At 71.8% G+C, this 19,176-nt stretch carries 19 protein-coding genes; 11 read left to right on the top strand and 8 right to left on the bottom strand.

Going from position 1 to position 19,176, the window contains the following annotated elements:
* Positions 1-35: 35 nt before the first annotated feature.
* Positions 36-731 (bottom strand): SDR family oxidoreductase, encoded by a 696-nt coding sequence (locus H5965_RS00830; RefSeq protein ID WP_310967148.1) that lies wholly within the window; start codon positions 729-731, stop codon positions 36-38.
* A 103-nt stretch (positions 732-834) separates the two neighbouring features.
* Here H5965_RS00830 and H5965_RS00825 point away from each other — a divergent pair, with 103 nt between their 5' ends.
* The 3 genes from H5965_RS00825 to H5965_RS00815 all read left to right on the top strand — a co-directional run bounded on the left by H5965_RS00825 (position 835) and on the right by H5965_RS00815 (position 3,365).
* Positions 835-1,749: a LysR family transcriptional regulator gene (locus H5965_RS00825; protein WP_310967147.1), complete on the top strand. Its 915-nt coding sequence runs from the start codon at positions 835-837 to the stop codon at positions 1,747-1,749.
* A gap of 195 nt (positions 1,750-1,944) precedes the next feature.
* A complete protein-coding gene (locus H5965_RS00820; RefSeq protein WP_310967145.1) occupies positions 1,945-3,102 on the top strand; it encodes a lytic murein transglycosylase in 1,158 nt (385 codons plus the stop codon).
* 5 nt (positions 3,103-3,107) lie between these two features.
* Positions 3,108-3,365, top strand: a complete 258-nt coding sequence (locus H5965_RS00815; protein ID WP_310967144.1) for a hypothetical protein — start codon at positions 3,108-3,110, stop codon at positions 3,363-3,365.
* A gap of 151 nt (positions 3,366-3,516) precedes the next feature.
* On the opposite strand, the gene H5965_RS00810 is transcribed toward H5965_RS00815, so the two are convergent.
* The gene (locus tag H5965_RS00810) at positions 3,517-4,287 is read right to left on the bottom strand and encodes a TetR/AcrR family transcriptional regulator (RefSeq protein WP_310967143.1); all 771 of its coding nucleotides are present in this window, start codon (positions 4,285-4,287) and stop codon (positions 3,517-3,519) included.
* A 61-nt stretch (positions 4,288-4,348) separates the two neighbouring features.
* Here H5965_RS00810 and H5965_RS00805 point away from each other — a divergent pair, with 61 nt between their 5' ends.
* The 6 genes from H5965_RS00805 (at position 4,349) to H5965_RS00780 (ending at position 10,852) form a co-directional block, all read left to right on the top strand.
* Positions 4,349-4,762 carry a DUF1992 domain-containing protein gene (locus H5965_RS00805; protein WP_310967141.1) on the top strand — a complete coding sequence of 138 codons (414 nt, stop codon included), beginning with the start codon at positions 4,349-4,351 and terminating at the stop codon, positions 4,760-4,762.
* Between the two features lie 294 nt (positions 4,763-5,056).
* The gene (locus H5965_RS00800; RefSeq protein ID WP_310967140.1) at positions 5,057-6,178 is read left to right on the top strand and encodes a metallophosphoesterase; all 1,122 of its coding nucleotides are present in this window, start codon (positions 5,057-5,059) and stop codon (positions 6,176-6,178) included.
* Positions 6,179-6,262: 84 nt separating this feature from the next.
* Entirely contained in the window at positions 6,263-7,054 is a 792-nt protein-coding gene (locus H5965_RS00795; protein ID WP_310967138.1) for an alpha/beta hydrolase, read from the top strand.
* A 45-nt stretch (positions 7,055-7,099) separates the two neighbouring features.
* Positions 7,100-9,565, top strand: coding sequence for a hypothetical protein (locus H5965_RS00790; RefSeq protein ID WP_310967137.1), 2,466 nt, complete (start codon positions 7,100-7,102; stop codon positions 9,563-9,565).
* 92 nt (positions 9,566-9,657) lie between these two features.
* The gene (locus tag H5965_RS00785) at positions 9,658-10,176 is read left to right on the top strand and encodes an O-acetyl-ADP-ribose deacetylase (RefSeq protein ID WP_310967136.1); all 519 of its coding nucleotides are present in this window, start codon (positions 9,658-9,660) and stop codon (positions 10,174-10,176) included.
* A gap of 28 nt (positions 10,177-10,204) precedes the next feature.
* On the top strand, positions 10,205-10,852 hold the full coding sequence (locus H5965_RS00780) for an HAD family hydrolase (protein WP_310967134.1): 648 nt from the start codon (positions 10,205-10,207) through the stop codon (positions 10,850-10,852).
* Here the strand turns inward: H5965_RS00780 and H5965_RS00775 are convergent.
* On the bottom strand, positions 10,842-11,309 hold the full coding sequence (locus tag H5965_RS00775; RefSeq protein WP_310967132.1) for an NUDIX domain-containing protein: 468 nt from the start codon (positions 11,307-11,309) through the stop codon (positions 10,842-10,844). The two genes, H5965_RS00780 and H5965_RS00775, sit on opposite strands and share 11 nt — an antisense overlap.
* Positions 11,310-11,408: 99 nt before the next feature.
* On the opposite strand from H5965_RS00775, the gene H5965_RS00770 reads away from it, so the two are divergent.
* On the top strand, positions 11,409-11,840 hold the full coding sequence (locus tag H5965_RS00770) for a DoxX family protein (RefSeq protein ID WP_310967131.1): 432 nt from the start codon (positions 11,409-11,411) through the stop codon (positions 11,838-11,840).
* Between the two features lie 19 nt (positions 11,841-11,859).
* Here the strand turns inward: H5965_RS00770 and H5965_RS00765 are convergent, their stop codons facing one another.
* From H5965_RS00765 to H5965_RS00745, 5 genes are all read right to left on the bottom strand, one after another.
* A complete protein-coding gene (locus H5965_RS00765) occupies positions 11,860-12,462 on the bottom strand; it encodes an ATP/GTP-binding protein (RefSeq protein ID WP_004561734.1) in 603 nt (200 codons plus the stop codon).
* Positions 12,443-12,814: a DUF742 domain-containing protein gene (locus H5965_RS00760; RefSeq protein ID WP_310967127.1), complete on the bottom strand. Its 372-nt coding sequence runs from the start codon at positions 12,812-12,814 to the stop codon at positions 12,443-12,445. Before H5965_RS00760 ends, H5965_RS00765 begins: the two co-directional genes overlap by 20 nt.
* Positions 12,811-13,227 carry a roadblock/LC7 domain-containing protein gene (locus H5965_RS00755; RefSeq protein ID WP_043776694.1) on the bottom strand — a complete coding sequence of 139 codons (417 nt, stop codon included), beginning with the start codon at positions 13,225-13,227 and terminating at the stop codon, positions 12,811-12,813. The genes H5965_RS00760 and H5965_RS00755 overlap by 4 nt, the downstream gene beginning before the upstream one ends.
* Positions 13,227-15,788 (bottom strand): nitrate- and nitrite sensing domain-containing protein, encoded by a 2,562-nt coding sequence (locus tag H5965_RS00750; protein WP_310967125.1) that lies wholly within the window; start codon positions 15,786-15,788, stop codon positions 13,227-13,229. Before H5965_RS00750 ends, H5965_RS00755 begins: the two co-directional genes overlap by 1 nt.
* Before the next feature lie 601 nt (positions 15,789-16,389).
* Positions 16,390-17,046, bottom strand: coding sequence for a transcriptional regulator (locus H5965_RS00745; RefSeq protein ID WP_310967123.1), 657 nt, complete (start codon positions 17,044-17,046; stop codon positions 16,390-16,392).
* 196 nt (positions 17,047-17,242) lie between these two features.
* On the opposite strand from H5965_RS00745, the gene H5965_RS00740 reads away from it, so the two are divergent.
* Positions 17,243-19,099, top strand: a complete 1,857-nt coding sequence (locus tag H5965_RS00740) for an AMP-dependent synthetase/ligase (RefSeq protein WP_310967121.1) — start codon at positions 17,243-17,245, stop codon at positions 19,097-19,099.
* Positions 19,100-19,176: the final 77 nt, after the last annotated feature.

Below are 19,176 nucleotides of genomic sequence, written 5' to 3'. Positions count from 1 at the left end.
TCATAGGAACGCTTCAAGTCCGTGTAAAGGCTCGATCACCCGAGCCGACCGCCACCGTCCACATGCAGCACCGAGCCGGTGACGAACGGGTTCGCCAGCAACAGGAGCGTGGCCGCCGAAACGTCCGCGGGCCGGCCCACCCGGCCGGCCGGGATCGCTTCCGCGGTCCGGCGGAAGAACTCCGCCTTCGCCTCGCCGAGCCGGTCCCACGCTCCCGAATCGACGATGCCCGGGGAAATCGCGTTGACGCGGATCGGTGCCAGCTCGACGGCCAGCGCTTCGGCGAGGAACGCGACCGCGCCGTTCGTCGTCGCCATGACCGTCCGTTCCGGTGCCGGGCGCCACGCGGCGACGCCGGAGAACAGCACCATGGCACCGCCGTCCCGGAACCGGGGCGCGAAGTGCTTCGCCAGCATCAGCGGACCGGCCACTTTGGCGTCGAAGGCCCGCAGCACCGCGGCCCGCTCCAGCGTCGTGACCGGCCCGTTCGCCGGCGCCGCGGCGAGCGAAACCACGAAGTCCACTTCGCCCACTTCGTCGGCAAGCGCTTTCAACGACGATTCCTCACCGAGGTCCGCGAACGCGGTCCGAATCCCCCGCTCCGCCAGCGCGGCCGGATTCCGTCCGGCCCGGATCACTTCCGCGCCCGCAGCAACCGCGTCCGCGGCGATCTGCCGGGCGATACCCGCACCGCCACCCACGATGACCAGGCGCTTTCCCTCGAACGACATTTCCGTGCTCCTTTCGTCTCGCACACGGCGTTCAGCGCTCGGCGCCGCCGGAACAATCCCGTCGTGATCCGAAGGTTTTCGATGGCTGCGATAGAATTCACGAATGTCTACGCTGCGCGCACTCGAATGCCTGGTCGCGGTCCTCGACGCGGGCTCGATCACCGAGGCGGCCGCGCGGTTGCACCTTTCGCAGCCCGCGTTGTCGCACCAGATCGGTGCGCTGGAACGCGAACTGGGGACGCCGGTGCTGGAACGGCTGCCGCGCGGGGTCCGGCCGACCGCCGCGGGACGGGCCGTCCTCGCCGACGCGCGGGCGGCGCTGGCCGCCGCCGAACGGGTGGTCCGGACCGGACGCGCGGTGGCCGGCGGCGGCGAAGGCACGCTGCGGATCGCGTGCGCGGAGAGCATGACCGCCGGTCTGCTCGCCCCCGTGCTGCGGGCGTGGCACCGGCACCGGCCCGAAGTGTTGATCACACTGACCGAGACCACGAGCGCGGATGCGCTGGTCGAAGCCCTGGAGACGGGCGAAGCAGACGTCGCGGTCGGGCCCCGGCCGAGCCGCTGGACCGGGGCCACCGAGGTGGTGGGGCGCGAGGAGATCGTCGTGGCGCTGGCCGCGGACCACCCGCTCGGCACCCGCGCGAATGTCCCCATGGCCGCCCTCGCGGGCATTCCGATGGTGCACTACCACCGCGACAATGGCCTCGGCGGATGGCTCGACCAGGAGGCCGCCCGGCGCGGCACGGTACTGGAGGCGGTGATGCGGACCAAGCAGGCGGCGACGGCGGCCCAGCTCGCCGCGGCGGGACTCGGCGTGGCACTGGTCCCGACCACCGCGCTCACCCGGACCTTCCCGGGCGCGCTGCGGCGGCTCAAGCCCCCGCTGCACCGGGACGTCGTGACGTTCACGGCGACGCCGTCGGATTCGCTCGTCCGGCGGTTTTGCTCGGACGTGACGCACCGCGGGCTCACCGTGCCCGGTGTCCTGTCGGACAAACTGTCCGCGGCACCCGGTTAAGTCCTGGTGAATCTGACAGATTTCCTACGAAGGTTTTGTGCCATCCAGACGAACTTCTCGCTCACGGGCAGATTCGGCTGTGCCATTCGCCAAAGTTTGGTTCCATCGGATAGCTTGCTCCTACCGGTCAGTACCGGTGGGTGAGGCCGATCGGGTGAGGCGATCAGCGACAGATCGAGGGAAGCGGGGACGAGCATGCCCAAGCACCGGCCACGTCGCAGGAACGCGCGTTCGGTCCGCAGGACCGCCGCCGCGCTCGCGGGCGGGGCGCTCGTCGTGCTGCCCACGCTGACCACCGGCCTGCCGGCGCCGGTCGTCGTGGCCAACGCCGGGGACAGCCAGCCCGACCAGGCCGTCGCCGCGCCGCCGCAGCAGCCGAACATCGTCATGCCGCCGATCGCGGTCGACGGCAGCCTCCCCCAGCCGCCGCTGCCCGAGCCGCTGGTCGTGCCGGGCGGGCGAGCCGGCTCCGCGGGCATCTCCGGGTCGCTCGGCATCCCGGGCAGCATGCTCAAGGCCTACAAGAACGCCGCCGACATCCTGGCCAAGGAACAGCCGGACTGCCACCTGGACTGGGCGCTGATCGCCAGCATCGGCCGGATCGAGTCCAACCACGCCCGCGGCGGGTACGTCAACGCCGGCGGCGACACCCTGGAGCCGATCCTCGGCCCGGTGCTCAACGGCGCCGGCGCGTTCGCCGCGATCCGGGACACCGACGGCGGCAAGTACGACGGCGACACGGTGTGGGACCGCGCGGTCGGCCCGACGCAGTTCATCCCCTCGACGTGGCGCGGGTACGCCTCCGACGGCAACGGTGACGGCGTGTCTAACCCCAACAACATCTACGACGAGACGCTGGCCACCGCGCGCTACCTGTGCTCGGGCGGTCTCGACCTCTCGACGGACGCGGGGCAGCGCATCGCCGTGCGGCGCTACAACAACTCTTCGTCCTATGTGGACACAGTGATGGCGTGGGCCGCTGCCTACCGCGGCGGGGTGGCCCAGCTGCCCGACAGCCAGGTGCCGATCGGCACGCCCAACGCCCCGGACGCCGCCGCGGCCGGGTCCCCGGTCGGCGTCCCGGCCCCGCCGGCGCCGGTCGTCACGCCGCCGCCGGGCACGACGCTGCCCGGCACGTCGACGACCCCCACCACGCCGTCGTCGACCACCCCGGCCAGCACCACGCCGACCACCCCCGCGACGCCGACCACCGAACCGACGACTCCGTCGACGCCCACCCCACCGCCGTCGACGACCAGCACCACCCCGCCCCCTTCGTCGACGGCCGCCAACACCCCGGCGGACTCGACGGACGCCCCGACCGAAACCACCTCGACCAGCTCGGCCGGGTGAGCTCGGTGGAGCCGTTCCTGGTGCACATCCGCTGCGACACCGACGGCTACACCCACGCCGTCACCGAGGAGGAGTTCGCGGCGGGCCGGCACGACGGGCGGTTCCGGGCGGTGTGCGGGCACGTCGTGCTGGCGGCACCGATGATCGAGGAGCCGGGCCGGTTCGACCCGGTCTGCCGGGACCTCCTGCGCGCCGGGCCACCCCACCCGGCCGAAGTGCCCCGGCAGGAGCGACGCCGGCTGCGGTGGCGCAGCCGGCGCTAGGGGTGCCTGCCGAATCGGCGACACGGTGCTGCCGCGCCTGCTCGCCGAAGCCGACGCTCAGGGCTGGAGCGAACTACGCGACCCCTCCGGGTCGAGCCGCCTGACCACGCGATCGGCAGCTGGTGACGTCGGCCGGGCCCGGGCAGAACACCTAGTCCACCAGGGCCTGGATGCCGTCGAGCATCCGGTTCAGGCCGAACTCGTACGCCGTGTCGCCCTGGGCCTTCGCGCTCTGGTCGAAGCCGCCGCCGAGCCAGATGCGGTTCATCGCCGGGTGCGCGTCGACGACGAAGTAGTTCTCCCAGAACGACGACCGCTGGTGCCACCAGGCCTCGGTCGACTGGCCGGTGCTGCGCTCCAGCCGCGTGTTCTCCGCGCCGAGCGCCGCGTTGGCGTCGACGTACGTGCCGATCCCGTTGGCCGCCGCGACGGCCTGGCGCGGCGGCAGCCCCAGCTCGTCCATGATCGACAGCAGGTACTCCTGGCCCGCGAGCTGGCCGGGGCCCAGCGGCGGCCGGACGCGCGAGACCTCGCACAGCCACGGGTGGTCGCGGTAGGCCTGCCGGGTCCGCTCGGCGTAGAGCGCCACCTGCTCGCGCCAGTCCCCGCGGCGCGGCTCGCCCGGCCCGGGCAGCCGCCGCCCGACGAGGACGTCGTCGACCATCAGGTCGACCAGCTCGGCCTTGCCGGGCACGTAGGTGTAGAGCGTCATCGTGCCCGCGCCGAGCTCCTTGGCGACGCGGTGCATCGACGCGGCGGCGAGCCCGTCGGCGTCCGCGACCGCGATCGCGGCGGCGACGATCCGCTCGATCGTCAGCGTCGGCCGGCGGCCCCTGGTCGGTTCGGCGGCGCCGCCGCGGGCGCGCCAGAGCAGCGCGAGCGTCCGGTCGACGTCCTCGGCGCCAGTGCGTTCGACGGTCATGCGGTCCCCTCGCTTCTCGTCCGGACATTACCCTGGAAGCAGACGGAGGGGGTGCGAGGAGATGAGCGAGCGCAAACCGCCCAAGGTGTCCTTCCGCTGGTGGGTCGACCGGAAGATCGACGAAGCCCGCAAGCGCGGCGAGTTCGACGACCTGCCCGGCACCGGCAAGCCGCTGCCGAAGCCCACCGGCAACGACGCCGCGACCGACTGGGTCCTCCGCGAAGTCAGGAGGGGCGGGCACGACACGAAGGCGCTGCTGCCGCCGGCGCTCGCGCTCAAACGCGAAGTCCAGGACCTGCCGGAGCGGCTCGCCGGGGAGCGGGCCGAACGACAGGTCCGGGAGATCGTCGAGGACCTCAACACGCGGATCCGCCAGGCCTACCTCAACCACCACACCGGGCCGCCGCTCACGGTGGCGCTGGTGGACGTCGAAGAGGCGGTCGCGGACTGGCGCCGCTCACGAGCGGCGTCGTAGCCAAGGCCCGTTCCGCCACACTCCACGCGGTCGTGGTGAGAAGGTGGATCCCGGCGGTTCCCAACGCAGCCGTGCGACTGGTACCGGATGAACTTCGGCCCTGGGTCGCGGAGCCGGATCGACTCGGCGAGCCGGGCCCGGCGGCGCGAGGCCGTGGCGCGGCTGCGGACCGGCATGGACCACCGCGCGACCGGGCCGGTCAACGCGGGGAACGCCAGCTCCGGCCAACGTGGTCACCGCGCCGCTCCAGAGGAGCGAAAACGGTAACAGCCCGATGGGCTGTAATCTGGTTCGATGAGAGGGCAACTCGTCGTCGTGCCGCTTTTGGCGGTGCTCCTGCTGTTCACCGTCCCGTGGTGGACGCTGGTGCTCGCGCCGGACTGGGGCACCGCGGCCACGATCGCCGGGACGGCGCTGTTCGCGCTGGGCCTGGTGACCATGCCGGTCGCGATGTTCCGCGGCCACTCCCGGCACCAGAGCGACGCCGCCGCCCGCCTCGGCGACTCGCTGCTCGCCGTGATCTGGGTGCTGTTCAGCTGGTCGATCCTGAGCCTGGTGCTGCGGGTCGCGCTGCTCGGCGTCGACGACCCGGCGCGGTCGCGGATCGTCGCGGGCGCCACCGCGCTGATCGCCGCCGGGCTGCTCCTGCACGGCAACCGCGTCGCCATGCGCGTGCCGCCGGTGAAGGCGGTCGACGTTGTCATCCCGCGGCTCGGGCCGGGGCTCGACGGCCTGCGCGTCGCCGTGCTGACCGACACCCACTTCGGGCCGATCGACCGGACGAAGTGGTCGGAAGAGGTCGTGGCGGCGGTCAACGCGCTCGAGGCGGACGTCGTCTGCCACGCCGGCGACCTCGCCGACGGCGCGGTGGCCAAGCGCCGCAAGCAGGTCGACCCGCTCGGCGGCGTCCAGGCCGGGCTCGGGCGGTTCTACATCACCGGCAACCACGAGTACTTCGGCGAGGCCCAGGCGTGGCTCGACCACATGGAGGGGCTCGGCTGGGACACGCTGCACAACCGGTCGACGCTGCTCGAGCGGGGCGGCGACCGCATCCTGTTCGCCGGCATCGACGACCCGACCGGCACCGCGTCCGGGCTGCCCGGCCACGGCCCCGACCTGGCCGCGGCGCTGGACGGCCGGCCCGACGGCGTCCCGGTGGTGCTGCTGGCCCACCAGCCGAAGCAGGTCCGCCAAGCGCGCGAGGCCGGTGTCGACCTGCAGATCTCCGGGCACACGCACGGCGGGCAGATCTGGCCGTTCCACCTGCTGGTGCGGTTCGACCAGCCGACACTGTCCGGCCTGACCCGGCACGGCGAGACGCAGCTGTACAACAGCCGCGGCACGGGGTTCTGGGGGCCGCCCTTCCGCATCTTCGCGCCCAGCGAGATCACGCTCCTGACCTTGCGCTCCGCCTGACGGCCGCTCGAGGCCCGGGCGCGATCGCTACCGACAAATTTTTTTGTCTTGACAGATCGAAGCGTCGGGTTCAGGCTGTTTCGCATGACGACGACAACTTCTGCCGACGGCACCCGGATCGCCTACACCCGGGCCGGCACCGGCCCCGCGCTCGTCCTCGTGGACGGCGCGATGTGCTACCGCGGCTCGTCCCCCAACGACGCGCTGGCGAAGGAGCTGGCCGCGCACTTCACCGTGTACACCTACGACCGCCGCGGCCGCGGCGAGAGCGGCGACACCGGGCCGTACGCGGTCGAGCGCGAGGTCGAGGACCTCGCGGGGGTGGTCAAGGAGGCGGGTGGCGAGGCGTTCCTGTTCGCCATCTCGTCGGGCGTGGGCTTGGCGCTCGAAGCGGCCCCGCGGCTGGCGGTCCCGAAGCTGGCGCTGTACGAGCCCCCGTTCATCGTCGACGGCAGCCGCAGCCGCGTCCCGGAGGACTACGTGGCCCGCCTCGACCAGGCGCTGAAGGACGGCAAGCGCGGCAAGGCGGTGAAGATGTTCATGACCGAAGGCGTCGGCCTGGGCGGGCTGATGGTGGCGACGATGCGGATCATGCCGTTCTGGGCCAAGCTCAAGAAGGTGGCCCACACCATCCCGTACGACACGGCGCTGGTGGTCGAGCACCAGGCGGGCGAGCCCCTGCCGGCGGCCTGGCCGGAGGTGAAGATCCCGACGCTGGCCATCGACGGCGGCCGCAGCCCGGACTGGATGCGCCACGGCGTGGCGTCCCTGGCGAAGGTGCTGCCGTCGGCGGAGTACCGGACGCTGCCGGGCCAGACGCACATCGTGAAGGCGGCGGCGCTGGCGCCGGTGCTGAAGGAGTTCTTCCTCCGCTAGGCGCGTTGTACCCGTTTTGTACGGCCACGCCCGATCGTGGCCGTCATGAGACGCCTGCTGCCCACCGCCCTCGCCGCCACACTGGCCACCGGATTGCTCGCCGCGCCCGTCCCCGCGTGGGCGGCCGACCTGCGGATGGCCAACGGCGGGTTCGACCAGGGGCTGACCGGCTGGAGCGGATCGCACAGCCCAGGCGGCGTCACCGCCGTGACGTGGGACGGCCGCACCACGGCACGCGTGGACGACACTTCCCCGGACAACGCCTACGGCCGGGAGAGCCAGCCGGGGCTGCCCGCCACCGCCGGCGTCCGGTACACCGCGTACGCCCAGGTGTGGACCGAGAGCGGCGCGGCCGACCTGTACCTGCGGTTCCGCGACTCCTCCGGGCAACTGCTCGGCAGCGTGACCGGCGGTTCGGTCTCCGGCAAGAAGTGGAACACCGCCGACGCCTCGGGAACCGCGCCCGCCGGCACCGCCAGCGTCTCCGCGCTCATCTACTCGGGCGTCGGCAACGTCGGCACGGCGTACTGGGACGAGGTCGTGATCAGCAAGGACGACACGGACCTCGGCGTCCAGCTGGAAAGCAGCGTCCCGAACGCCACCACCTTCGCCGGCGGCAAGGCCTACGCGGTCTACACCGGAACCGCCGACAGCAACCCCCAGCTGGCGGTCATCGACGTCGCCACCGAGAAGGTCACCTCGAAGCTGACCTTCCCGGACACCGCCGACACCCCCACCGTCGGCGGCTGGGCCGCCACCACGGCCACCGACGGCAGCGTCTACCTGGGCACCTACCCGAACTCGAAGCTGTACCGCCACGTGCCGGGCACCAGCACGCTGACCGACCTCGGCCGCGCCGAAAGCGGGTACTCCTTCATCTGGGACCTCGAAGCCGGCGCGAACGGCAAGGTCTACGGCGGCACCTACAACAACGGCCGCTACTTCAAGTACGACAACGGGACGTTCACCACCATCGGCGCCACCCCGGTCGTTGCCGGTGCCGAGTACGTGCGCAGCGTCGCCCACGACCCGGCCGCCAACGCGACCTACCTCGGCACCGGGACGAACGCTGCGCTGGTGCGCTACGACAACGTCACCGGGCGGACCGACAGCCTGCTGCCCGCCCAGTACGCACACAATTCCATGGTGGGCGGGCTGACCTGGACCGGCGGCCGGCTGTTCGCCTGGCTCGACCGGACGCTGCTCGTGCTGCAGGTCGTCAAGAACGCCGACGGCTCGTACCGCTCGGTGGTGGACGCGACGATCACCGACACCGATCTGCACCACTCCCCGGCCGCGGACGGCAAGGTCTGGTTCGTCAAGGACGGGCTGCTGCAGTCCTACGACATCGCCACGAAGGCCGTGCAGGCGACGGCCGTCCGGCCCGACCTCGACGTCACCGGGTACAGCTGGGAGAACGGCACGCTCGCGGGCCTCGGCGCGGGCCCCGACGGCACCCGGATCTTCAAGTACAGCCCGGCGACCGGCGCGTCGAGCACCCGGCTCGTCACCGGCACCCCGGTGCTGCCCGCCGCGATCAACGCGCTCGGCACCGGCCCGGACGGCAAGATCTACACCGGCGGCTACCTCACCGGCGGCACCGGCGTGTACGACCCGCTGCACGGCGACGCCGACGACAACCACCCGGACACGAAGACCCGCACCGGCCTCAACCAGACGGACAGCCTGCTGGCCCACGACGGGAAGCTCTACATCGGCGTCTACCCCTCGGCCCGGCTGTACAGCTACGAACCCGGCGGGGCGTGGCCGCCGAAGCTGCAGTACACCGGAGGCGCCGCGGGCGACAAGGCCGCCGACTGTCGCGCGGGTGAGGGCCCGCCGCCGCAGGACCGCCCGTACGCGCTGGCCGGCGCGCCCGACGGGACCATCTACATGGGAACGGTCCCGAAGTACGGCAAGCGCAGCGGCGCGCTGAACATCTGGAAGGACGGCACACCGGGCCGGGCCATCTGCGTCGTCCCGGACCAGGCGGTGGTCTCACTGGCCTTCGCGGGCGGCAAGGTCTTCGGCGGCACGTCGACGCGGGGCGCGCTGGGCGTCAGCCCGGTGTTCGCGCCGGACGCCTCGGCCGAGGTGTTCGCCTACGACCCGGCGAACGGCGTCGTGACGCGGTTCCCGCTGCCGTCGACCCGGGCGGTCACCGCGCTGACGGAGGTGGACGGCCAGGTGTGGGGCCTGGCCGGCGGAACGCTGCTCACGTTCGACCCGGCATCGCCGTCGGCGCTGAGGACGCAGCGCCTGTTCCCGGACCCGGACTACGACGCGAAGCCGACGATGGCCTGGCGGGACGGCGTGCTGCTGACGGTGCCCAAGGACCCGGACCACGTGTACGGCACCCAGGGCGACCGGATCTTCAAGATCGACAAGGCCACCAAGGCGGTCACGGTCCTGCTGACCAAGACCGGCCTGGAGGACCTGACGGCGGACGCGTTCGGCGACCTGTACTACAAGATCGGTGAGCGCCTGTACCGGCTGACGGTGCACCCGTAGCCGGGGAGCGGCGGGCCGGGCACTTCGGTGGTGCCCGGCCCGGCGATGGAATCCAGCAGCGCCGGCCCATGGTGTCCGGCAGGATGCAGTCCATGCGCATCCGGATCCTCGACGCCGACATCACCACCCTCGAGGTCGACGTCGTCGTCAACGCCGCCAACTCCTCGCTGCTCGGCGGCGGCGGGGTCGACGGGGCCATCCACCGCAAGGGCGGCCCGGAGATCCTCGCCGAGTGCCGCAAGCTGCGGGCCGGGCACTACGGCAAGGGCCTGAAGACCGGGCAGGCCGTCGCCACCACCGCCGGGAACCTGCCCGCGCAGTGGGTCGTGCACACCGTCGGCCCGGTGTGGTCGGCCTCCGAAGACCGCTCCGAACTCCTCGCCGACTGCCACCGCAACGCGCTGCGGGTGGCGCGGGACCTCGGCGCCCGGACCGTCGCGTTCCCGGCGATCTCCACCGGCATCTACCGCTGGCCGCTGGAGTCGGCCGCGGGGATCGCGCTCACCACCGTCGCCGAAGCCGAGCCCGGCCCCATCGAGGAGGTCGTCTTCGCCCTGCGCGGCGAAGCGGCCGTCCAGGCCTTTCGGGCACGTCACAACTCCCTTGCCTGAACGATCACCCACCGGGCAGGGTGCAGACGTGCCCACCCGCGCCCTGGTCTTCGACTTCGACGGCACGCTCGCCGACACCGAATCCGCCGTCCTGCAGTCGTGGCAGGCCGTCTTCCGGGAGCACGGGACCGAGCTCCCGCTGGAGGCCTGGTACGCCGTCATCGGGACCCAGCGCACCACGCCCGCCATGTTCGCGCTGCTCGCCGAGCACGTCCCCGGCATCGATCCGGACGCGCTGCGACCCAGGACCCGGGCCCACGTCCTGAAGCTCCTCGAAGACCTGGGCCCGCGCGAGGGGGTCCGGGACTACCTCGAGGCCGCGCGGCAGCACGGCCTCAAGCTGGCCGTCGCCTCCAGCTCGTCCGGGGCGTGGGTGAACCCGCACCTCGAACGGCTCGGCCTCGACCACTACTTCGACGCCGTCCTCACCGGGGACCTCCACAAGGCCAAGCCCGACCCCGACCTCTACCTCGCCGCCCTCGACGCGCTCGGCGCGGACGCCGCCGACGCCATCGCGTTCGAGGACACTCCCCACGGCGTCACCTCCGCCAAGGCCGCCGGGTTGACCTGCGTGGCCGTGCCGAACGCCATCACCCGGAACCTCGACTTCGGGCAGGCGGACGTCCTGCTGCCGTCCTTCACCGCCAAGCCCCTCGAGGCACTGCTCAGCCGCTGACCAGCGCCAGCAGCCGGTCCAGGAACGGCAGCTGGCCCTTCAGCAGCTTTTCGCGAGCGTCCGGGAGCGAGAACCACTCGACCCGGTCCACCTCGGGGAACTCCTGCTGACGGCCCGAGCGCGGCGGCCACTCCATGGTGAACGTCCCGGGCACCACTGTCGCCGGGTCGAGGTCGGCCTCGACCGCCCACGCCGTGACGACCTTGCCGCCCGACTGCTTCACCTCGCCCAGCGGGACGTACTCACCGGACGGGGCGGGCAGCCCGAGCTCCTCCTCGAACTCGCGCCGGGCCGCCTTCTCCGGGGGCTCGTCCGGATCGAGCTCGCCCTTGGGCAGCGACCACGCGGCCGCGTCCTTCTTCGCCCAGAACGGCCCGCCCATGTGCCCGAGCAGCACCTCGACGTCCTCGCCGTGACCTCGGTAAAGCAGAAGCCCGGCACTCTGTTTGCCCGCCATGGAGAAAGTCTCCCAAGATTTTTCCGCGAGGGTGTCGAAACCCGCCGGGCCCGATCGACGCGTTGGCAGAAGGCACCGAAAACCCAGGGAGGAACCACCATGACCGCCACCATCGCCCGCGACAGCCAGACCGCCACCCCGGCCAAGACCAAGGTCACCGGGCTCGTGATCGGCGCGAGCCGGATCGTGATCTCGTTCCTGTTCGGCTTCCACGGCCTGCAGGGATTCGGCTTCTTCGGCGGGATCGACGGCCAGGGCGGCGGCGTCCCGTTCGGCTCGTTCCCCGGCTGGTGGGGCAGCGTGTTCGAGCTCGTGGGCGCGCTGCTGCTGCTCGTCGGGCTCGCCAGCCGGCCGGCCGCCATCCTGCTCTCCGGCGTGATGGCCTACGCCTACTTCACCGTGCACGCCCCGATGGGCCTGCTGCCGCTGCAGAACATGGGCGAGCCCGCCGCGGTCTACTCGTGGGTCTTCCTGCTGTTCGCCGCGATCGGCCCGGGCCGGTTCGCGCTCGACAACCTGCGCAAGCGCTGACCGGCCGAGCGCGGTCCGGCTAGTAGCCGCCCTGGGCGGCCGCGAGGTCGGACCGCGCCATCACGTGCTCCATCAGGCTGGTCAGCACCTGCTTCGTCGACTCCCGCTCGCGGGCGTCGCACAGCAGCAGCGGGACGTCCATGCCGACGTCGAGCGCCTGCCGGACCTCCTCCGTGCCGTAGCGGTACGCGCCGTCGAAGCAGTTCACGCCGACGACGAACGGCAGGTTGCGGCGCTCGAAGAAGTCCACCGCCGCGAAGCAGCTGTCGAGCCGGCGCGTGTCGGCCAGCACGACGGCGCCGAGCGCGCCTTCGGCCAGCTCGTCCCACATGAACCAGAACCGGTCCTGCCCCGGCGTACCGAACAGGTACAGGATCAGGTCCGGGTTGATCGTGATGCGGCCGAAGTCGAGCGCGACCGTCGTGGTGGTCTTCTGCTCGACGCCGGACAGGTCGTCGACACCCTCGGACGCGGTGGTGATGACCTCTTCGGTCCGCAGTGGCGGCACTTCGCTCACCGAACCGACCATCGTGGTCTTGCCGACCCCGAACCCGCCGGCGATGAGTACCTTGACCGCGGTCGCGGTCAGGTTCCGCCGGGGGTCAGAGTTTCCGGATGCCATCAAGAACCGCCTGCAATACGTGTCGGTTGGGAGTTTCCTGGACCGGTGCCGCGGTACGGAACAGCACCAGGTTCTGCTCGATGAGGTCGCTGAGCATCACCTTCACCACGGGCAGCGGCAGATCGACCCGGGCGGCCACCTCGGCCACCGAGACCGGCCGCTGGCACAGGGCGATGATGCGGGCGTACTCCGGTTCGAGCATGCCCGCCTCGTGCGCGGTGCGCAGCGCGACCACCAGCGTGATCAGGTCGAGCCCGAGGGTGTCCGACCGCGTGCGGCCACCCGTGACGGCGTAGGACCGGACCAGGGGGCCGGCCTCGTCGTCGAACCAGGCTTCGTGCCGTGGGCTCATGGCGCAGTGGGCTGCGCGCCGGCGGTCCGCGGGGCCGAGGTGAGGACCTGACCGACCCGCTTCACCATCAGGTTCATCTCGTACGCGACCAGCCCCATGTCCGCGTCTTCACGGGCCAGCAGGGCGAGGCAGGCGCCTCGCCCGGCCGCCGTCACGAACAGGAACGCGTGGTCCATCTCGACCATCGTCTGGCGGACGTTGCCGCCGCCGAAGTGCCGCCCGGTGCCGCGGGCCAGGCTCTGGAACGCCGAAGCCACCGCGGACAGGTGTTCGGCGTCCTCCTCGGAAAGGTTGCCCGACCTCCCGATGAGCAGGCCGTCCGAGGACAGCACCACCGCCCGGTCCGCCCCGGCGACCCGCTTGACGAGGTCGTCCAGCAGCCAGTCGAGCTCGTGGGCGCCTGAGTTGACCATTACTCGCGCTCTCCGTACCTGTCGTCGTTCTCGGGAAACTCTTCGTCACGGGCCCGCCGGGTGCCCTGCTGGAAGGCGGACAGCCTGCTGCGGGCGGCCTCCGGCGAGTCCAGCCGGACCTCTTCGCGTTCCTGTGCGGGCTTATCTTCCCGCAGCTGGGGCACGAGGTTCTGCTGGCGTCGCCGTTGCGGCAGCGGCGGCCGGCCGGGTGCCTCCGGACGGCGCGGTTGCTGCGGCCGGCTCTCCGGCGTCGCCGCGGCCCGCGGCTCCTGCGGCGGCCAGACCGGCTGCTGCGCGGCCGGGCGAGCCGGGCGCGAAGTCCGGTTCGGCGGGGCGGGCGGCCGGACGGCGGCCACGGGCTGGGCCTGGGTCGGCTGGCTGACCGGCTCCGACACGGACCCGACCGGGACCGGAGTCGGCACGGACGGCGGCCGCTCCGAGGACGGCTGCGCCGGCATCCGCTCCGGGGTCGGCGGCGGGACGGTGACCGGCGGGACGACCACGGGCGCCGGCGGCGGGGTCACCGCGGCCGGGGCCGTCACGGGCGGGGCCGGCGGCTCGGTGCGGTGCCGCGCCGGGCGGCGCTGCGGCCGCTTGAGCGGTGCGACCTCGTCGTTGGCCGTGGTCTCCGGCTCGACCGGGTTCGGGACGAGCTCCGGCTTCGGCGGGGTGATCGGCTGCTCCGGCTCGGACTCGGCGAGCGGGGCGAGCAGGTCGGTGCGCACCAGCACGATGGCCCGGGTGCCGCCGTAGGCCGACTCCCGCAGGTGCACCTGGATGCCGTGGCGGGCGGCCAGCCGCGCGACCACGAACAGGCCCAGGCGCGGCTCGTCCGACAGCGCCATGATCCCGAAGTCCGGCGGGTCGGCCAGCATCGAGTTGATCTCTTCGGTCTGGTCCGGCTCGAGCCCGAGCCCCTGGTCCTCGACCTCGATCACGACACCCTTGCCGACCACGTTGCCGCGGATCTCGACCCGCGACTGCGGCGGCGAGAACGAAGTCGCGTTGTCGATCAGCTCGGCGAGCAGGTGCACGAGGTCGCCGACGACCGGACCGCGGATGGCGATCTGCGGCAGCACCGCCGTCTTCACCCGCGCGAAGTCCTCGGTCTCGGCGGACGCGCCGCGGACCAGCTCGGCCAGGCCGACCGGGTTGCGCCACTGACGGCCCGGCTGCCCGCCGCCGAGGATGATCAGGTTTTCGGCGTTGCGGCGGGCGCGGGTGGAGAGGTGGTCGAGCTGGAACAGCGTGTCCAGCTGGTCCGGGTCCTCCTGCTTGCGCTCGGCCTGGTCGAGCACCTTGAGCTGGCGGTGCACGATGACCTGGCTGCGGTGGGCGATGTTGAGGAACACCGTCTTGGTGCCCTCCTTGGTCTTCGCCTCGTCGATGGCGGCCGCGATGGCGGTCTGCTGCGCCTTGTTGAACGCGTCGGCGACCTGGCCGATCTCGTCGGTGCCGTGGTCGAGGAAGTGCCCGCCCTCTTCGAGGTCGACGGGCTCGCCGGCCTGGACGCGGGCGACCAGTTCGGGCAGCCGGACCTCGGCCGCGTCGAGGGTGTCCTCGCGCAGCCGGTGCAGGCGGCCGATGAGCCGGTTCGACAGCCGGACGGCGACGAAGACCACGAAGACCGCGAACAGGACCGCGATCACACCGGCGATCAGCGATTCGGTGAACGTCGAGTCCGCGTCGTTGATCGCCGCCTGGCTCGCGTTCGAGCTCTGCAGGATGAAGATGCCCATCAGCGCGTCGCCGACCTGGCGGGCCGCGGCCCGCCACTGGTCCTGCGGCACCGGCAGCTTGGACAGGTCGCCGCGCAGGAACGCGGTCTCGACCTGGGTCACGGCCTGCCACGGCTGGCTGGCCAGCAGCTGGTCGTACTTCGCCTTGACGTCGGGGATCATCTTCGGCGCCGACGCGTCGAGCTGGGCGTGGTAGGCACCGACCTGGCCGACGTAGGCGCGGAAGTCGTCGTTCGACAGGCCGCCCGCGGCCAGCCCGGCGGCGGCGAGCGCGTCACTGCGCTGCATCGCGTCGGCGGCGGTGAACAGCGGGATGGCGGTCAGCCGGTCGTAGGCGTTCTGGGCACCGCGCGCGTTCTGCGCGAGCCCGGCCACGCCGTCGGTGAACTGGTCGAACAGCTTGTTGTAGTAGGCGAACGCCTGGCCGATCTGCATCTGGCCGCTGTCGACCGCCTGCCGGGTCTGCGGCAGCTGCTGGAACAGCCCGAAGAACGTGGCGATGTTCTTCTGCACGCTCGGCGGGGTGTTGTCGTAGTCGGCAAAGTTCTCGCGGAGGTTGTCGATTTCCTTCGCGGCGGTCGCGTCGGTCTTCGGGCGGACGGCCGCGAGCACGGCACGCTGGTTGCTCTGCCCGGCCAGCAGGCTCAGGGTCGCCTGGCGCTCCTGCTGCAGCGCGGCGAAGAAGGGGATCGCCGGGGCTTCCGAGTTCCGGATGCGGCTGGTGTAATCACGAGCGGTGACCGCGTCGTAGATGAGGTAGCCCGCGAGGGCCACGCCGACCAGCAACAGCGCCACACTGGGGATCAGCGCGATCGTGAGCACGCGCTTCCGAATCGAGGATCCCCGGTTGCGTCGAAGAGAAATCTGCTTCACCTGGGTCCGTTTTCCTTCCGGCAGTACATGGTTTTCGGGTCGCCCGAGGCGGTCAACACCCGGATTCCGACCAGCCGGATCAACATCACCGTGGTCTGCTTCGCCCGCGACGACGTTAGGCAGCCCTCCAGGGCGCGTCAAGTCCGTGGCGAGAACGTGATCTTGGAACGGTGACCCCTCCACACTCGCTGCCTGCGCTTGGAAAGTCCACCACCGTAAGTCGTGAGCTTCGTCGCAGGGCGACTTTCGTTCCATGCACGTATGTGAGCAACGGAAGCGCTCCCGGACCCTCCGCGCGTCCGGACCGGGGCCTCCTACGTACGACAGCGGCGAATCGTTCGGTGACAAACATCACGGACCCGCGCGGGCCCACCCGGACGCCCCGTTCGTCCGGTGTGGACGGCCCCGGGAAAGCGGAATGGGCAGCATTCGCGAGCACAGCCGCGGATTCCCCGGGCGGACGGGCGGAATTCCCGGCATTCCGCAATCACGGCCGATCGATCACGCCGCGCGGGCCCCGGTACCGGTTCCGCGGGCGCCGCCGGCCCGGTCAGCCCGGGAACTCGTCGGCCAGCGTGTTCCAGAAGAGCAGCTCGTAGCTCTGGAACAGCCGGGCGCAGCGGTGCGCTTCGCGTTCGTCGAGGCGGCGCGCGTCGAGACCGGCCTGGATAGCGGCGAGCGCTTGTTCTTCTATTTCCGGAACGTCCGCAGCAAAGAAGTCGAAGAACGCGCACTGCTCGTCGGTGAAGCCGTAGTGCTCGCGCATGCCGGCGGCGACGTCCCGGCAGTACCGGCCGAAGGCGGCGAAATTGGCGAAGATCCCCGCCGCGGTCGCCGACGACTCGCCGTTCAGCGCGAGCCAGGCGACGTAGGCCGGGTAGACCTGGCAGCCCGCGCGGGGCCGCTCCTTCCCGTGGTCCGGACCAGTCGCGGCGAGGAGCGCGTCCAGCATCCCGTTCGCCTGCTGCTCCCCCGGCGCGAGGCCACCGAAGAAGGTGCGCGCGTGCGGCTCGTCGGCCTGGGCGGCCAGTTCGTGGAAGCTCCGCCAGTCGCTGAGGGTGATCAGCTTCTCCTCGGCGGCGAGCGCGGCGAACACCGCGCGCGGCGCCCGGCCCGCGGTGATCAGCGGCACGAGCCGGTTGTCGCCGTCGCGCGGCGCGAGTTCGGCCTGGATCTTCCCGAGCAGTTCACGAGCCGACCGCGTCATCGCTTCCCCCTGGAGTCCGTGGTTCCCCCATTGAAGCGCGGTTCGCGCGGGAACGCCCGTGTACACAGTGGACGGTGGTGGAGACCTGACCGCTATGTCCGGTTCGACGGCGACGCTTGACGTGGCCGCGATTCTCTATCCACCTGCGCCGGGAGCCCCTACAGTGTGGCCATCCGGAGCTCCGAGGAGGCCAGCGTTGACCACCCCGTCCGTCGCCGAGCAGACCGAAGGCCAGACGATCCCGCGGCTGCTGCACCGCAACGCGGTCGAATACCCGGACCTGCCGGCGATCACCTCGCTCGACCTCGAAGGGCAGCCCACGCTGACCTGGCTGGAATTCCGCACCGCGATCGCCGAGGTCTCCCGCGGCCTGGCCGGGCTCGGGCTCGCCAAGGGCGACCGCATGCTGATCATGGCGCCCGGCTGCCCGGACCACATCATCGCCGACCTCGCCGCGACGCACCTGTCCGCGATCCCCTGCACCGCCTACGCCACCCTCAGCCCGGACCAGATCCGGTTCGTCGCGCGGCACAGCGCGGCGCCGGTCGTGGTGCTCGGCGGGGAGAACGAGCTGGTGCGCTGGCGGCCGGTGCTCGACGACCTCCCGGCGCTGCGGCACATCGTCGTGCTGGACGCGGCCGCGATCCCCGAGGGTGACGACCGCTTCCTCTCCTTCGCCGACCTCCGGGCCCGGGGCCGGGAAGCGCTTGCCGCCGACCCGGACGCCTTCGAGCGGTCGTGGCAGGAGATCAAGCCGGACGACCCGCTGTCGATGATCTACACGTCCGGCACCACCGGCGACCCCAAGGGGGTCGTGCTCTCGCACCGCAACGCGATCCACCAGGGGTACGCGGTCACCGAGCTGCACCACCCGCCGATGCACGCGACGAACATCGCGTACCTCCCGCTCGCGCACATCGCCGAGCGGGAGCTGTCGATCTACCTCCCGATCATCTGGGCGGGGCACGTGCACACCCTCGCCGACCCGAGCGGGGTCGTCGGCGCGCTCGGCAAGGTGCACCCGCAGAGCTTCTTCGGCGTCCCGCGCGTGTGGGAGAAGATGGTCGCCGGGCTCAAGAACATGCTCGGCGGCGTGCCGGAAGACCGGCGCACCGCGTTGCTGCAGGCGAACGAGCTGCTGCAGCAGGGCTACAAGCTGCGCAGCGCCGGCCGGCCGGTGCCCGCGGAGCTGGCCGAGAAGATCCGGCAGACCGACGAGGCCGCGCTGGCGCCGGTGCGCGCGTTGCTCGGGCTGGACAAGGTGCTCGTCGCCTCCAGCGGCGCGGCCGCCCTGCCGGTGGAGATCATCTACTTCCTGGCCGGTCTCGGCATCGAGATCTGCGAGGTCTGGGGCCTGTCCGAGACGACCGGCGCGGCGACGTCCAACTCCGGCTCGGACTTCCGCGCGGGCAGCGTCGGCAAACCGCTCGACGGCGTCGAGGTGAAGGTCGCCGAGGACGGCGAGCTGCTGGTGCGCGGGCCGATCGTGTTCCTCGGCTACCTCCAGGAGGACGGCACGATAGCCGACGCCACCGACGCCGACGGCTGGTACGCCACCGGCGACATCGGCACGATCGACGAAGACGGCTTCGTGACGATCACCGACCGCAAGAAGGAACTGATCATCACCTCGAGCGGCAAGAACATCGCGCCGACCCGGATCGAAGGCCTGCTCAAGGAGCACCCGCTGATCGGCCAGGCGGTCGCGATCGGCGACGACCGCCCGTACGTGACGGCCCTGATCGTCCTCGACGACGAGATCGCCCCGGGCTGGGCCGCGGCGAACGGCGTCGAGGCCTCGCCGGACGAGCTGGCGTCGCACCCCGCAGTGCGGGCCGAGCTGGAGCGCGCGGTCGAGTCGGCCAACAGCAGGCTCGCCCGGATCGAGCAGATCAAGCGCTACCACGTGCTGCCGAAGACGTGGACGCCCGAATCCGGCGAGCTGACCCCGACGCTCAAGCTCAAGCGCCGGGTCATCAACGACCGCTATTCGGCCGACATCGAGGCCCTCTACGCCGCGGTCCGCGACCCCGAGCCGGCCGCCGGTTCCTGACCCGAACCGTCCCGCTCCCGCCCGGCCCGCCGGCTCCGGGATGAGCTCCTCGCGCGTGGGCCCCGCAGCGTCGCGAA

Origin of the sequence: Amycolatopsis sp. 505 (assembly GCF_031625235.1) — a bacterium.
In the GTDB taxonomy this organism is placed as follows: domain Bacteria; phylum Actinomycetota; class Actinomycetes; order Mycobacteriales; family Pseudonocardiaceae; genus Amycolatopsis.
Note: the sequence above shows the minus strand (reverse complement) of the source record. Positions and strands in the feature narration are given on the sequence as shown.

Coding starts and splice junctions, on each gene's coding strand:
- H5965_RS00830 (WP_310967148.1), bottom strand. CDS start 731: ATGTCGTTCGAGGGAAAGCGCCTGGTCATCGTGGGTGGCGGTGCGGGT.
- H5965_RS00825 (WP_310967147.1), top strand. CDS start 835: ATGTCTACGCTGCGCGCACTCGAATGCCTGGTCGCGGTCCTCGACGCG.
- H5965_RS00820 (WP_310967145.1), top strand. CDS start 1,945: ATGCCCAAGCACCGGCCACGTCGCAGGAACGCGCGTTCGGTCCGCAGG.
- H5965_RS00810 (WP_310967143.1), bottom strand. CDS start 4,287: ATGACCGTCGAACGCACTGGCGCCGAGGACGTCGACCGGACGCTCGCG.
- H5965_RS00805 (WP_310967141.1), top strand. CDS start 4,349: ATGAGCGAGCGCAAACCGCCCAAGGTGTCCTTCCGCTGGTGGGTCGAC.
- H5965_RS00800 (WP_310967140.1), top strand. CDS start 5,057: ATGAGAGGGCAACTCGTCGTCGTGCCGCTTTTGGCGGTGCTCCTGCTG.
- H5965_RS00795 (WP_310967138.1), top strand. CDS start 6,263: ATGACGACGACAACTTCTGCCGACGGCACCCGGATCGCCTACACCCGG.
- H5965_RS00790 (WP_310967137.1), top strand. CDS start 7,100: ATGAGACGCCTGCTGCCCACCGCCCTCGCCGCCACACTGGCCACCGGA.
- H5965_RS00785 (WP_310967136.1), top strand. CDS start 9,658: ATGCGCATCCGGATCCTCGACGCCGACATCACCACCCTCGAGGTCGAC.
- H5965_RS00775 (WP_310967132.1), bottom strand. CDS start 11,309: ATGGCGGGCAAACAGAGTGCCGGGCTTCTGCTTTACCGAGGTCACGGC.
- H5965_RS00770 (WP_310967131.1), top strand. CDS start 11,409: ATGACCGCCACCATCGCCCGCGACAGCCAGACCGCCACCCCGGCCAAG.
- H5965_RS00765 (WP_004561734.1), bottom strand. CDS start 12,462: ATGGCATCCGGAAACTCTGACCCCCGGCGGAACCTGACCGCGACCGCG.
- H5965_RS00760 (WP_310967127.1), bottom strand. CDS start 12,814: ATGAGCCCACGGCACGAAGCCTGGTTCGACGACGAGGCCGGCCCCCTG.
- H5965_RS00755 (WP_043776694.1), bottom strand. CDS start 13,227: ATGGTCAACTCAGGCGCCCACGAGCTCGACTGGCTGCTGGACGACCTC.
- H5965_RS00745 (WP_310967123.1), bottom strand. CDS start 17,046: ATGACGCGGTCGGCTCGTGAACTGCTCGGGAAGATCCAGGCCGAACTC.